The following is a 13073-nucleotide window of genomic DNA, read 5'->3' as shown; positions in this document are numbered from 1 at the left end:
TGGTGGTTTGTGATCTGCGGGGTTTGCGCCCTGCAGATCAACGCCATATTTATATGGCTCCTCTCACGATCAATCGATACCAAGGCTGAGATGCTGCTGCAACGGTAGCCAAGGGCAAGGAACAAGGTGCATGGGTCGACTCTCTCAAGATAATCGCTTCCTTACAATTACAGATTTTGGTTTAGGTGAAGACACCTTTCTTGTATCTGGCTTTAATGGCAGTGAATTTGTCTCTGACCTATATGAATTTCAGGTCGATTTAATATCTGAAAACCTCGACGTTAGTGCAGACAAAGTAGTTGGTAAAACCGCAACACTGACGATTAACAGTGAGGCGGGGCGTTGTTTTCACGGTTATGTCAGCAGTTTTAGTCGCGGTGCAACCCTAGATCACGATAAGCGCCGTTACCGTGTGACACTGGTTCCCTGGTTGTGGTTTTTATCTAAAACTAACAATCACCGTATTTTTCAGGAAAAAAATTCCAAGCAAATCGTCAGCGAAGTATTTCAAGAGCTCGGTTTTAACGATTTTGACTACCGCGCCGAGGCAGGCTCCGTACGCGAGTACTGCGTACAGCACAATGAAAGTGATTTGAATTTTATATCCCGCCTGCTTGAAGAGGACGGTGTTGCCTATTATTTCAAGCATGCGGATGACAAGCACCAGCTAGTACTTGTCGATAAGAAAAATGCTTATGAAAGCTGCACTGAAGAACAGGTGCGCTATTTTTCCGGAAGCCTTAGTGAAACTCATGTGAGTGAATGGCAGCGTTCGCACAATTACAAAAAAGGTGCGTGGGCGATAGGCGATTACAACTTCAAAGAGCCTAATAAAAAGCTGCGCTCTGAGCAAAAAAGCCGGGGCAATTTTGCGATGAACTCGAAGTTTGAACACTACGAGTTCCCGGATATGTATAACTTCAAAGATGGCGATAAGCTGGTCAAAATGCGGCTCGATGCGGAAGAAGTTGAGCGAGAATCTATTGAAGCGCGCAGCGACTGCGCAAGCTTTTTTGCCGGTGGCAAGTTTAAATTAAAGGATCATGAAGTCAGCGCTGAAAATGGCGCCTATGTGCTTTTGGCTGTGCATCACCACGGTGTCGATGATTTTCATTTCGACGGTGAGCGCAGCGTTGAATACGGCAACGAATTTATTTGTATTCCCGAAGCTGTTCAGTATCGGCCAGCGCGTATCCATCAGAAACCAATGGTATACGGCCCTCAGAGTGCGGTGGTTGTCGGCCCCTCTGGGGAAGAAATATACACTGATGACTACGGCCGTATAAAGGTTCAGTTTCATTGGGATAGGCTCGGAAAAAATGACGAAAACAGCTCGTGTTTTTTGCGTGTTGCCCAGAGTTGGGCCGGCGCGCAATGGGGCGCGTCATTTATTCCTCGCATCGGTCATGAAGTTATTGTCAGTTTTTTAAATGGTGACCCGGACAGACCGCTGGTTACTGGCTCTGTTTACAACGAAAAAAATAAACCTGTTTTCAGCTCTAAAACCCAGAGCGGAATTAAGACACGCTCAACCAAAGGCGGCGACAGTTCAGCGTTTAACGAGCTGCGTTTTGATGATAAAAAAGATGCCGAGCAGATCTATGTGCACGCGCAGCGCAACCTCGATACACAAGTCGAGAACGATGAAACGCATACGGTTGACAACGACCGTCAGCACCACGTTAAGCACGATGAAAACTTGAGTATCGACAACGACAGAAATAAAGTCGTTGGACAAAATCAGGCCGAGGATGTCGGCAAAGACAAAAGTATTTCTGTCGGTCAGAATCACAGCGAAGACATCGGTAAAAATATGACCTTGAGTGTCGGCGCAGATATTAGTGTCGATATCGCTGCTAACCACACCGAGCAAGTCGGCAAGGCCATGAGTGTTAAAATTGGTACTGATTTAAGCGAACAGGTTGGTGGCAGCTACAGTGAAAAAGTCAGCAAAGATTACAGCCTCAAAGCAGATAAAGTATTGATCGAAGCCAGTAAAGAAATCACTCTGAAAACGGGTGGGGCGCAGATTGTCATGAAGAGCAACGGTGATATTCAAATTAAAGGCAAGAATATTAACGTTAAAGGCTCCGGTAAAGTTGCTGTGAAAGGCAGTTCGGTGGCGGTTAATTAATGCCGGAGTGTGAACAAAAAAATCTCGCTAGAGCTGATGAATTATCGCCTGCTGAGCTCTTTGCTGATTTATTGCCGGCCCAGGGGCAGTTGATTCTGGCCCAGCTGCACAGTGTTGACGCTGTTGGTGCGGCAACGGTGTCTTTTGAGCTCGGCGGCAAATCTTTTGTTATGCCGGCGCTGTCATCGGTTGCGCTCGAAGCCAATCAGCAGGGGCGCCAAGTGGTGTTGAGCTTTGTTCGCAGTACCGATATTCAACCTGTTATTCTCGGCCTTTTACACAACCCACTTGATGCGGTTTTGGCGTCGACAGTTGATTTGCAGAACGAGAGCGCCGGCCTGGAAATGCACGCAGATGGCAGGCGTATTGCGTTTGAGGCCAGTGAAGAGCTCTGTTTAAAATGTGGCGATGCAAGTATTACTCTAAAAAAGAATGGTAAAATCGCCATCCGTGGAAAATATGTGCTGTCTCGCTCTACCGGTGTCAACCGCGTGCTTGGCGGCAGTGTTCAAATCAACTAATAACGTATTAATTACTAACCACTGCACCGATGATAGAGCTTGAAAACCTCACGCCATTTAAGGCGCACGGTACTTTGCTTGCCGACGGTGTCGGTGCCACTGAGCTACACGTTTTTTTAAAGGCGAGCTTTCAGTATACAAGTGCTTTGCAACTTGCCAGTGAGCAAGATGAGCTGTTGCTCGAAGACGAATACTACGGCGAACCAGAGTCGTCATCACTTAAAGACTGCGCTGATGTTCAGCCTGTTAAACCCGCGAGTGATATTTTAGTTAGTGGTCATGCCTGCGCATTAAACAACCAAGCCTGTTATCAAATGGATGTTGCGGTGCTGGTTGGCAGTGTCAATAAACAACTGCGCGTTGTCGGTAACCGCCAGTGGTCAAGTGGCTTAGCCACGCAAGCCGAATCGTTTGTGCGCATGCCAGTTATTTATGAGCGCGCGTTTTCTGATCGCTCCGGCAAGCGAGTTGCAAGCAACCCCGTTGGCAGTAACTACAGTGCCAAAGATCACGAAGGTAAAGCCCTTCCAAATATTGAGCTGGCTGAGGCGATGATCCAAAGTCCCGCCGATACGCCGGCGCCGGCCGGTTTTGCGCCGCTTGCTCCAATTTGGCCCGCGCGCGCGCAGCACGCGGGCAGTTATGACGAGCACTGGGCTCAGAATAGGGCGCCGTATTTGCCAGAGGATTTTAACCCCGCTTTTTACAATTGCGCGTCACCGGGTTTAATTTACCCCGGTTATTTGAGCGGTGGCGAGTTGGTACGTGTACTGGGCATGCACGCAGATGGTGAATGGCGTTTTAACTTGCCTTCTGTTTCACCGCAGCTGCAGCTGCCCGAGCTTCGGCAAACTGCCGCACTGCACTGTGAAACGTTGCGCCTGTTTCCGAACGAGCGGCGTTTTTCAATGTGTTGGCACGCTGTGATTGCGCAGCCACAAAAACAGCAAAAAGTGCTCAAAGCTCGAATCAGCTTAGCTGGCGCAGCGGGAGAGAGTGCATGCTAACGATGTCCGAACTGACCGTTGTCAGCGCGCTCGGCAATGCCAAGCAGTGCCACGCCGGCCTTGAAGCGGGTATGAGCGCCTACGAATTACAGGCGCAAGCTGACGATGAGGCGAACAACTATCGTATTGCCCCAGTGCCCTCAGAGCTTATTGAAGCGCAGCTTGAGTTGTTAGCGGCCTTGCAAGGTAGACGCCAGCGCATCATTGCGCTCGCGCGTTCGGCCCTAATTGAGCAAGTACAGCGTATGCCCGAAGCCAAAAAAGCGGTACCGCTGCTACTGTGCGCGCCGGAAAAACTACCCGAACAGCGCACACTTATCGACGATAGGTATCTGGCGCTTGTTTATAAAGGTATGGAAGCACATATTGATGTCGCCAATAGCTACGTGTTCCCCTATGGCAGGGCGGCTTTAGCTCGTGCCTTAGATGCGGCTCAAATGCTTTTACAGCAGGGCCATGAGCAGGTTCTGCTCGGTGGCGCCGATAGTTTTATTGATGCCGAGAGCCTGCAGTACTTTGGCGAGCGCTTGTTAAGTGATGAAAACAGCGATGGTTTTGCCGCCGGGGAAGCCGCGGTTTTTATCTCTTTGCGAGCGGCACAGGCGGGGGATAACGCCTGTATTCGTGCCTGGAGCGCTGCCGACGAGAAACAGCACCGCTACAGCCCGGGTTCAGAGCCGGGGCCGGTTCTGGGGCAGGTGCTTGGCGAACTCTCGGCCTCGCTTAGCACGCCCGCGTCGGCTTGTTTCAGTGCCTTAAACGGTGAAAGCTGGCTGGCCAAAGAACTCTACCTTGCGCAGCTTAGAAATCGACAGAGCTTTGTGCCGCAGTTTGAACAAAAAATACCCGCGCTTGGTCTCGGTGAGCTCGGTGCGGCGCTTGGGCCCTTGAGCTTGGTGTTGGCCAAGGCACAAACAGCGAGCCGAGCTGAGCCGAGCCTGTTATGTCTGAGCTCAGATACCAGTGCGCGAGCGGCGGTATTGATTGGAGGCGCCAGTGCTGTTTAAGCTGCTCAAAGCCCGTATCACTGCTGTCTCAGTTTGCATGAAGGAAGTACTGTGAGTTTAGCCGTCAGTGCCGAGCATCCGTTTTATTCCATGTATGAGCGCTATGTCGATGACGCGGCGTTTTTATGGTTATTGCGCCAGCTTGCGCAAAAGCAGCCGCACTACGATGTGCCCGCGCTAGTTGAGCTTGAGCAGCGCTTAAACAGGCAGATTGAAGCCATACTCAGCGATGCCGAGCTCGCTTGGCTGGCCTGTGAAGCTCTATTAGAGCACCGCGACGCAGGAGAGTTTTTTGTGGCGGCTGTGGTTGCGTTAAGAACTGCGGGCGAGGAGCGCTTTGACGCGCTTATCGAGCTTGCCGGTGGCGACGAAACTCTCGAATTTGCCCTTGCAAGCGCCTGTGCTTGGCTGCATCAGGCGTTAGCCAAGCCGGTGGTTGAGCGCTTGTTTAAACGCCCGGAAGCCGGGTTTCGACGTATTGCCTTGCACGTGTGCAGGCTGAAGTCCTGGTCGCCACTGGCGGCGTTGAACGCGGTGCTCACCGATGCCGATGCCCGCGCAGACGACAAGCTCTATTGTCTTGCGCTGCGCTGTGTTGGTGAATTTAAAGCGCAGGCACTAAAAGCGCTGCTGCTTGTCGCTTTGCAAGATGAGCGAAACGCCGTGCAGTTTGAAGCCATCGCCGCGTCGATATTACTGGGGCAGTACAGCTTGGCAGAAAAGCTCAGGCCCTGGGTTTTTGCTGAGCAATACCACGAGCGCGCGGTCAACCTGGCGTTTTGTAGTTTGCCGGCGGAGCTGGCGCGCCAGTGGGTGGCCGAGCTTGCAAAAATGGATAACTGCCAGAGCGCGCTTATTCAGGCCATTGCCTGCCTTGGTGACCCGCAAGCAGTGCCGTGGCTGCTTGCGCAAATGCGCGACGCGCTTTGGTCAAGACGCTCAGGTTTAGTCTTTAGCAGTATTACCGGCATAGACCTTGAGCAACACGAGCTTGTCAACGACATCCCCGATCTCGATGACAGCTTCGGCGATGAGCATCAGCCTTTGCAGTTTGACGACGACGAATCGCTGCCGTTTCCCGATGCTGATAAAGTCGCAGCGCTTTGGCAAAAATACGGCCGCAATTTTGTTTCTGGCAAACGCTATATGGTCGGCCGTCAGCTCTCTAGTGAAAGCCTGCAGCAACTGTGGCAGCAGGGGCCCGCCTATTTGCGCGCCCGCGCAGCGCTGCTCTTAGCACTGCAGAACCCTAGTCAGCCTCTGTTAAATGCGTGTGCACCCATCGCCTAAGCTATTCATTGCCAACGCAGTTAATTTCTTTTGTTTTCATCCGCTACCACCTTGCTTGTTTTAATAAACCAAGTGCTTAGCCGTGGCGTAGATAATGAGGTCAGGGAACTCTTTTAAGTTTTGGTTAATCAAAGCTGTGCAAGTGGCGTGAATATGTTGTGGCCATAAAGCTACTCGACATGAGTTGCCGGCAAAAAACGCGCTCTGCTTAGTGGTGTGGCCGTGTTGTTAAAATGTTGGCGTGGCGAGACAAAAGCTCGTTTGACGTTTGCGGCACACTTAAGCTGTTAGCTTTGATAAAGGTGGGTAAACGATGAATACCTATGTACAGCATCCGACCTTCTGTGTGAGTTGGTCAAATAAAGACAAGCGTTATATTGGGCTCTGCGTCGAGTATCCTGAGCTGCAGTGGATGGATGAAATTCCAGAAGTTGCACTCGCTGGTATTCGCTGCCTGGTGGCCGAGCAGAAAAACCAGGATGCAGTAGCGAAACTTTATCAAATGCAAACAGTCCTAGATGATGAACTCTTTGAATTTAAACCGGTACATGGATTTGCCCAACTGATGGCTAGTCTCAATGAACAAAAGTCAAAAAGTGCGCGGTAAACAAAAAGAACCTGTGAAAATATCGATCACCATTCGTTTGGATGCAGATTTAGTTGAGCTGCTGCGCGGCTCTGGTCGAGGTTGGCAGACACGCGTCAATGCTGCGTTGCGCCAGCATTACCTCTGCAACCATACTGTATTCCCAAGCAGTGGCGGTATTCTCGCAACGCCCATTAACTCAAAATCTACGGCTTCCCCGGCAAAGCTGAATTTTTTTGCTGGCGAAAGTCGCAGCGCATAGCTGCATATAACTGTAAGCGGCCCTGGCGAGCTTGGCAGGGCTGTTTTTTCATGTTTAGATGCAGGTGTTTTTCGGCAATATAGGATGTATTTCCGTGAGAGCTGCACTCGTTTTTATTTTCCTGCCCTTTTTTTTGCTACTGGCTGCGTGTACAAAACAGCAGTGGTATGGCGGCGCGCAAAGTAATCAGCGTCAACAGTGTTTGGCTGAGCCCGACTATAAATACGATACCTGTATGCAGCGGGCAAATATTGACTATCAAGAATATCAGCGCTTGCGCGCATCGTTATACGAAGACGATGACAGCGCCTTTGAACAAGAGGCGCAATGATGCGCAATCAAGTTACCTTCAGTTTTATTTTCCTTTTATTGCTTTCAGCGTGTAGCCAAGAACCGGGGCGGGCGCTCGGTACTCTCGAACGCGACCGGGTGGTATTAAAAGCTACGGCCTCGGAACTCATTGTTGAGCAACCCGTGCGCGAGGGCAGTTTTGTTGAAAAAGGCACCTTGCTTGTACGCCTTGACGATAGGCGTCAAAAAGCTGAAGTGGCCAAAGCAAAAGCCGATTTGGCTAATGCTCAAGCACTGTGGGAGGAGCGTCGCAACGGTGCCCGTATTGAGGATATTGACAATGAGCGGGCAAAAGTTGAAGGCGCAAACGCCGAGCTCACCGTTGCCGAAAAAAATTACCGGCGCGCGCTTGAGCTGCGCCAGAAAAAACTCAACACCCAGGCCGAGTTGGATAGTGCAACCGCACGGCGCGACTCGGCGCTGGCCAGTTTGCGCAGTGCAGAAAAACAACTGTTGGTGCTGACCAATGGCACGCGCAAAGAAGAGCTCGATCAGGCCGAAGCCCAGGTTGAAGCGGCTAAGGCTCAGCTTGAGCTCGAACAGATTTTGCTCGATGAGCTTAGCATTGTCGCCAGCCGCGCCGGGCGCTTAGATAATTTACCGTGGAATGAGGGCGAGCGTGTACTCAGCGGTACGACGGTTGCGGTGCTGTTAGCGGAAAGTGCACCGTTTGCACGTGTTTATGTGCCCGAGCCCAAACGCGCTTTACTCAAAGTTGGCGCGCGGGCGACGGTTTTGGTCGACGGCATCGACAAAAAAATTGACGCAAAACTGCGCTGGATTTCTTCCGACCCGGCTTTTACCCCGTATTACGCCCTGAATGAGCGCGATCGCGAACGCCTGGTTTATCTGGCAGAGTTCACCTTGCTTGAGCAGCAGGAATTGCAAAGCGGCACACCCGTTGAGGTCATTTTGCCCGAGCCCGCCACTGCGGACGCCAATGATGGCTGAACAGGCGATTGTCACTCGAGCACTCGGCAAGGCCTTCGCGGAGTTTAAGGCTGTGCACTCGCTGGATTTAAATGTCGACAGGGCGACAATCTACGGTTTTTTGGGCCCAAACGGCTGCGGTAAAACAACAACCATACGTATGTTATGCGGTTTGTTAACACCGAGCTCGGGCAGTGCGGAGGTGCTCGGTCTTAGTTTGCCTAAGCAGGCCGAAGCGCTGCGTCGGCGCATTGGTTATATGACACAAAAGTTCTCGCTTTACGAAGAATTGAGCGTTGAAGAGAATCTCCACTTTGTTGCGCGTATTTATGGCCTTGGCAGCTCAGAGCGCAAACAGCGAGTGGAAGAGCTGCTGCTGCAGTTTGGCTTAAAAGATCTGCGCACCCGCCGCTCCGGTGCTATGAGCGGCGGTCAGCGTCAGCGCCTGGCACTTGCAGCCTCGACCGTACATCACCCCGAGTTGCTATTTCTCGATGAGCCTACCGCATCGGTGGACCCTGAAAACCGCCGTGTTTTTTGGAGTCTGTTGTTTGAGCTGGTTGATGCCGGCACCACTATTTTAGTTGCGACCCACTATATGGATGAGGCCGAGCGCTGTCATCGTTTAGCGGTGCTCGAAGCCGGGCGTTTAAAAACCGAAGGCCAGCCTGAGGTGCTAATGCAACAGCTCGACGGCAAGGTATTTAGTGTGTTTGGCCGGGCCCTGGATAAACTTAAGCCGCGTATATCTGAGCTTGCCGGTGTTAAAAGTGTTAGCCAGCACGGTGCACAACTTCGAATTTTACTGGCCGAGGCCGGTGCGCCCGCGCTCAAGTCGCTGCAAAACATGGTTGCAGGCAGCGATGCCCATATCGAAAAAGCGCGGCCGAGTTTAGAAGATGTATTTGTCGCGGTGACAGATGGGGAGCGGCAGTGAAACTCAGTTTTTCTCGTTTTAGTGCCATTGTTGTCAAAGAGTTTGCCCAGCTCAGTCGTGATCACATGACCTTTGCGATGGTGCTGATGATACCCATCGTTCAGTTGCTGTTGTTTGGCTACGCAATTAATACCGACGTTCGCAATATACCCGTCGGTGTTGTTAATCAGAGCCAAAATAAAGCGGCCCAAATTATTGAGCAGGCCGTAGAGGCGACTCAGGTTGTCGATGTAAAACACTATTATTTGACGACGGACGAAGCCGAGGATGCGATTGTTCGTGGCGAAGTTCGCGCAGTGTTGGTTTTTCCTCCAGATCTTGGCCGGCGTATCGCGTCAGATCAGGTTGTCGCGCAGTGGATGGTCGATGCCTCTGATACCATGTTAGGTGCGGCGATTTTACAGCTGCGCTCTATGCCGCTCAATCAGTTGTTCCAAGACCCCGCGCTTGCACAAAATCGCAGTGAGCCCAGTTTTGAAGTGGCCCTATTTTTTAACCCAACCCGGCGCTCTGCTGTCAATATTGTTCCCGGTTTGGTTGCGGTCATACTGACCATGACCATGACCATGGTCATGTTCACGGCCACGGCAATTGTTCGCGAGCGTGAACGCGGTAATTTGGAGTTTTTAATCACCACGCCGATTCACCCTTTAGAATTAATGGCGGGGAAAATTGTTCCATTTATTTTTATAGGCCTGTTTCAGGTTAGTTTGATTTTAGGTCTGGGCCACTATTTGATGCAGGTGCCCATTGTTGGCTCTTTACTGGATGTGTATTTGGCCACGCTTTTATTTATCGGCGCGAGCCTAATTCTAGGGCTGATTATTTCAACGCTTGCAAAAACTCAGCTACAAGCGATGCAAATGACGGTGTTTATTTTATTGCCGTCGATACTGTTAAGCGGCTTTATGTTTCCGTATGAGGCGATGCCCAAAGCGGCCCAGTACCTCGCGGAAGTGCTGCCCGCCACCCATTTTATGCGCATGATTCGCGCAACGGTATTGCGCGGCGCCGAAATTCATCAGCTGTTACCCGACGTATTTGCCCTGCTAATTATCAGTGGGGTTGGCATCTGCATTGCCGCTCTGCGCTTTAATAAAAGCCTCGACTAAAGCCAATAACTTGCGCACAGCACAAACTTAAAGTTTTTTTGCTGTGCGCAAAACCTCAGTTAAGTGCGGCAAGCTCGCTTAATTCGGTTGCCATGCCCTCGCGGCCGTGCCAGTAGCCGTTGCAATAGTTGTCACACACGCTTTCTACGTGTTCGCCATCGATGGCGCGCTGATAGCTGTCGATAATGTCCGTCATATCAAAACAGCTCGGGCTCAGCCGTACACTATCGAGGCCGAGCTGTTTGAGCTCGGCTATTTTATCTACTAAATCCACTAGTTTGCCGCTTAAGGTTTGAATACCGTTGACGGTAAAAAGCCGCTGGCCTTCCTGAGAGTCAACGGCGATACCTTGGGGGTAGTCCAGGCATATTTTTTCGCAGCGATCTTTGGGTTTGTCGAGCGTACGTGCGGTAAAACAGCGCGCGGAAAGTGCCAGCGGTAAATAACCGTGGGCAAACAGCTCGGTTTGTATATCGAGCTTGTGCTCGTTAATGGCACTTGAAAATTGCTCGAGCTCTTTTTTTCCGAGTTCAACGGGTAGGGTCCAGCGCCTCAGGCCGTCTTGGTGGAGCAATTTTAAGCATTCAATATTGTAGATGTTGAGAAAGTGCCCGGCGCTAAATAGATGCTGTTGTTGATGGAAAATCTCAGCCGCGCCAAGGTCGTTGGCTTCCAGGCCAACGCCGTCGAGTGCCAGGCTTTTAATACTGTTGTATTCGGATTCCGATTCAATCAGCGCAAGCGAGCTAAGCGCCACGTCTTTGCCGCTTTTACTTAGGCGCAGCGCCAGATCTTTCCAGTCTTCTGTGCGCATTTCTCGGCGCTTGGAACAAATTGTTTCTCCGATCACGATACGCTCGACTGGCCACAGAGCGGCTTCTTCATAAAATGCAAGCACAGTGTCTTTGGGCCAAAAAAATGGAATAGGGGCGAGGGTCATCTTCATTGCCAGGCCCTCTCATAGGCGCCGATGGTGGTCTGTGTTCCTTCTGACAGCGCCGTTAAACTGTCGCGCCACAGGCTATGTACCGCAAAATCTTCCGGCGCCCTTTTGTAGTTGTCCAGCGCCTGGCGCCAGACATCAACCACTTTGGCAACGTAGGCGGGGCTGCGTTGGCGGCCTTCAATTTTTAGGGCTTTAATGCCGGCGCCGGCGAGCGCCGGTATAAGTTCTAAGGTATTTAAACTGGTGGGCTGCTCAAGTGAGTGGCCGCGCGCGCCCATGCTGTCAAAGCGGCCCTTACACAGCGTTGGATAACCGGCTTTTTCTTCGGGGCTATAGGAATCGATCAGGATATTGTTTAAGCGCGATTCCAGCTGCGCGCCGTTTTTTTGCCACTGCACGTATTTTGCCGGCGAGCAGGCGCCGACAGTATTGGGCGACTCGCCGCAAAGATAAGAGCTTAAATAACAGCGGCCTTCAGCCATCACACACAAGCTGCCAAAGGCAAAGACTTCAAGCGCAACGGGGCTGCTTTGGCTGAGACTGTGTACCTGCTTCATCGATAAAACGCGCGGCAAAACCGCACGCTTGATATTAAAGTGACGCTTAAAGAAATTTAATGCGCCGGCATTGGTGGCCGAGGCTTGCACACTTAAATGCAGGTTTTGCGCCGGGTGGCGCTTACTGCAATAGGACAGTACGGCCGGATCGGCGGCGATAATGGCGTCGGCGCCAAGCTCTGCGGCTTGATCTACGCTGTACTGCCACTGGCCAAAATTATCAAAGTTGGCGTAGGTGTTGATCGCAATGTACAGTTTGACGCCGCGCTCTCGGGCCAGTGCCAAAGCTCGGGCGGCGGCTTTGTTATTAAAATTCAGGCCTTCAAAGTGGCGTGCGTTGGTTTCGTCTTTAAAGCCAATGTAGACGGCGTCAGCGCCATTATCTACCGCGGCGCGAAACGCGTTGAGACTGCCCGCAGGGCATACCAGCTCCATAATTTCCCCTCGTATAACTAACTTGCGCAGTCTAATGCGGTGGCCCCCTGGCTTGTTGACGCTTGTCAAGCCAAGCCCACAGCGCTGCTTTAGACTGCTGTAAATGGAGGTTTTATGACAACAGCAATCACTACTAGCAACGCTGGGGCGGATAAGCAGCGCCCAGTGAACGAGCGCACCTGTGCCGAGAGCATCGACAATGCGTGTAGCACCGATGGTGGGGCGAATAGCCGCAGCGAAGCTTTAATGAGCAACTTGGCTAGGCGTTTTCAGCCTGTACAAAATGGCGCCCAGGTATTTGCTCGTGCATTGAGCCTTGCGCCAGCATCAGCGCAAGCCTTATTCATCAACAAACTATTGAAGCAGGCGTTTAGGGCTCAGCTTGAGCAGGGCGAGCTGGATTTTTTACAGCATCGAATTTGTAAGGTGCAGGTAGAGACGATCAATGTCAGCTGGCTGTTGACTTACGACGGTCAAAATTTAAGGCTTTGTGAAGAGCAAGCCGCAGCTGATGTGACGATTAGTGCGGGTGTCACAGCGTATTTGCGCCTGCTAAGTAAGGAGGTAGATCCTGATACCTTGTTTTTTGATCGCGAGCTGTTAATTGAAGGTGACACCGCGCTCGGCCTTCATATCAAGAACCTACTCGATGCGCTCGACGAACAGGATTTACAGCCTGCCATGCAGCGCCTGCTTGTGTATTTGCGCCACTTCTTGCGCCTGGAACTCTAGGGCCTGTTAACACTAATTAAATGCACTCTGTTGCGCCCCTCATTCTGCTATCAAGGCGTTTGGAGCGCAGTTTGGTTTGCTCCAAATAAGCGACAAACAACACAGAGAGCGGGATGAGGGGCACAACCCGAAGGGCTGGGCCTGAATATCCGCCCCGATGCGTTACTTATCGCTTATTTAGCTCGCTAAACTGCGCTCAAAGTGCCTTTCAGGTCGAATACTCAGGCTCCAGCAGAGCGTATTTAATTAGTGTTAACAGGCCCTAG

14 protein-coding genes are annotated in these 13073 nt (G+C 51.5%); 12 read left to right on the top strand and 2 right to left on the bottom strand.

The features are described from left to right. Window positions 1-130 precede the first annotated feature (130 nt). The 11 genes from CFK45_RS00070 (at window position 131) to CFK45_RS00020 (ending at window position 10137) form a co-directional block, all read left to right on the top strand. Window positions 131-2134, top strand: a complete 2004-nt coding sequence (locus CFK45_RS00070; RefSeq protein WP_096084372.1) for a type VI secretion system Vgr family protein — start codon at window positions 131-133, stop codon at window positions 2132-2134. Beyond that, window positions 2134-2655, top strand: coding sequence for a DUF6484 domain-containing protein (locus CFK45_RS00065; RefSeq protein ID WP_096084371.1), 522 nt, complete (start codon window positions 2134-2136; stop codon window positions 2653-2655). The genes CFK45_RS00070 and CFK45_RS00065 overlap by 1 nt, the downstream gene beginning before the upstream one ends. 29 nt (window positions 2656-2684) lie before the next feature. Continuing rightward, complete coding sequence (locus CFK45_RS00060; RefSeq protein WP_096084370.1) at window positions 2685-3662, top strand: DUF2169 family type VI secretion system accessory protein; 978 nt, start codon at window positions 2685-2687, stop codon at window positions 3660-3662. Then, on the top strand, window positions 3656-4669 hold the full coding sequence (locus tag CFK45_RS00055) for a hypothetical protein (protein ID WP_143247433.1): 1014 nt from the start codon (window positions 3656-3658) through the stop codon (window positions 4667-4669). Before CFK45_RS00060 ends, CFK45_RS00055 begins: the two co-directional genes overlap by 7 nt. A gap of 51 nt (window positions 4670-4720) precedes the next feature. Beyond that, window positions 4721-5959: a TIGR02270 family protein gene (locus CFK45_RS00050; protein WP_143247432.1), complete on the top strand. Its 1239-nt coding sequence runs from the start codon at window positions 4721-4723 to the stop codon at window positions 5957-5959. Between the two features lie 313 nt (window positions 5960-6272). Next, window positions 6273-6566 carry a hypothetical protein gene (locus tag CFK45_RS00045; RefSeq protein ID WP_096084367.1) on the top strand — a complete coding sequence of 98 codons (294 nt, stop codon included), beginning with the start codon at window positions 6273-6275 and terminating at the stop codon, window positions 6564-6566. Continuing rightward, window positions 6538-6807: a BrnA antitoxin family protein gene (locus CFK45_RS00040; RefSeq protein WP_096084366.1), complete on the top strand. Its 270-nt coding sequence runs from the start codon at window positions 6538-6540 to the stop codon at window positions 6805-6807. Before CFK45_RS00045 ends, CFK45_RS00040 begins: the two co-directional genes overlap by 29 nt. A gap of 94 nt (window positions 6808-6901) precedes the next feature. Further along, complete coding sequence (locus CFK45_RS00035) at window positions 6902-7138, top strand: hypothetical protein (RefSeq protein WP_143247431.1); 237 nt, start codon at window positions 6902-6904, stop codon at window positions 7136-7138. Then, window positions 7135-8109 carry an HlyD family secretion protein gene (locus CFK45_RS00030; RefSeq protein ID WP_096084364.1) on the top strand — a complete coding sequence of 325 codons (975 nt, stop codon included), beginning with the start codon at window positions 7135-7137 and terminating at the stop codon, window positions 8107-8109. The genes CFK45_RS00035 and CFK45_RS00030 overlap by 4 nt, the downstream gene beginning before the upstream one ends. After that, window positions 8099-9025 carry an ABC transporter ATP-binding protein gene (locus tag CFK45_RS00025; protein ID WP_239923481.1) on the top strand — a complete coding sequence of 309 codons (927 nt, stop codon included), beginning with the start codon at window positions 8099-8101 and terminating at the stop codon, window positions 9023-9025. The genes CFK45_RS00030 and CFK45_RS00025 overlap by 11 nt, the downstream gene beginning before the upstream one ends. Beyond that, entirely contained in the window at window positions 9022-10137 is a 1116-nt protein-coding gene (locus tag CFK45_RS00020) for an ABC transporter permease (protein ID WP_239923479.1), read from the top strand. Before CFK45_RS00025 ends, CFK45_RS00020 begins: the two co-directional genes overlap by 4 nt. A 55-nt stretch (window positions 10138-10192) precedes the next feature. On the opposite strand, the gene CFK45_RS00015 is transcribed toward CFK45_RS00020, so the two are convergent. Both CFK45_RS00015 and ubiU read right to left on the bottom strand, forming a co-directional pair. Then, window positions 10193-11083, bottom strand: coding sequence for a U32 family peptidase (locus CFK45_RS00015; protein WP_096084362.1), 891 nt, complete (start codon window positions 11081-11083; stop codon window positions 10193-10195). Beyond that, window positions 11080-12075 (bottom strand): ubiquinone anaerobic biosynthesis protein UbiU, encoded by a 996-nt coding sequence (ubiU, locus tag CFK45_RS00010; protein ID WP_096084361.1) that lies wholly within the window; start codon window positions 12073-12075, stop codon window positions 11080-11082. The genes CFK45_RS00015 and ubiU overlap by 4 nt, the downstream gene beginning before the upstream one ends. Window positions 12076-12189: 114 nt before the next feature. On the opposite strand from ubiU, the gene ubiT reads away from it, so the two are divergent. Next, entirely contained in the window at window positions 12190-12807 is a 618-nt protein-coding gene (gene ubiT, locus CFK45_RS00005; protein WP_096084360.1) for a ubiquinone anaerobic biosynthesis accessory factor UbiT, read from the top strand. The last annotated feature ends 266 nt before the right edge of the window (window positions 12808-13073 follow it).

This window comes from Agaribacterium haliotis (assembly GCF_002312815.1).
Classification (GTDB): Bacteria; Pseudomonadota; Gammaproteobacteria; order Pseudomonadales; family Cellvibrionaceae; genus Agaribacterium; species Agaribacterium haliotis.
This window is presented reverse-complemented; position numbering and strand designations above follow the sequence as displayed.

Coding starts and splice junctions, on each gene's coding strand:
- CFK45_RS00070 (WP_096084372.1), top strand. CDS start 131: ATGGGTCGACTCTCTCAAGATAATCGCTTCCTTACAATTACAGATTTT.
- CFK45_RS00065 (WP_096084371.1), top strand. CDS start 2,134: ATGCCGGAGTGTGAACAAAAAAATCTCGCTAGAGCTGATGAATTATCG.
- CFK45_RS00060 (WP_096084370.1), top strand. CDS start 2,685: ATGATAGAGCTTGAAAACCTCACGCCATTTAAGGCGCACGGTACTTTG.
- CFK45_RS00055 (WP_143247433.1), top strand. CDS start 3,656: ATGCTAACGATGTCCGAACTGACCGTTGTCAGCGCGCTCGGCAATGCC.
- CFK45_RS00045 (WP_096084367.1), top strand. CDS start 6,273: ATGAATACCTATGTACAGCATCCGACCTTCTGTGTGAGTTGGTCAAAT.
- CFK45_RS00040 (WP_096084366.1), top strand. CDS start 6,538: ATGAACAAAAGTCAAAAAGTGCGCGGTAAACAAAAAGAACCTGTGAAA.
- CFK45_RS00030 (WP_096084364.1), top strand. CDS start 7,135: ATGATGCGCAATCAAGTTACCTTCAGTTTTATTTTCCTTTTATTGCTT.
- CFK45_RS00025 (WP_239923481.1), top strand. CDS start 8,099: ATGATGGCTGAACAGGCGATTGTCACTCGAGCACTCGGCAAGGCCTTC.
- CFK45_RS00015 (WP_096084362.1), bottom strand. CDS start 11,083: ATGAAGATGACCCTCGCCCCTATTCCATTTTTTTGGCCCAAAGACACT.
- ubiU (WP_096084361.1), bottom strand. CDS start 12,075: ATGGAGCTGGTATGCCCTGCGGGCAGTCTCAACGCGTTTCGCGCCGCG.
- ubiT (WP_096084360.1), top strand. CDS start 12,190: ATGACAACAGCAATCACTACTAGCAACGCTGGGGCGGATAAGCAGCGC.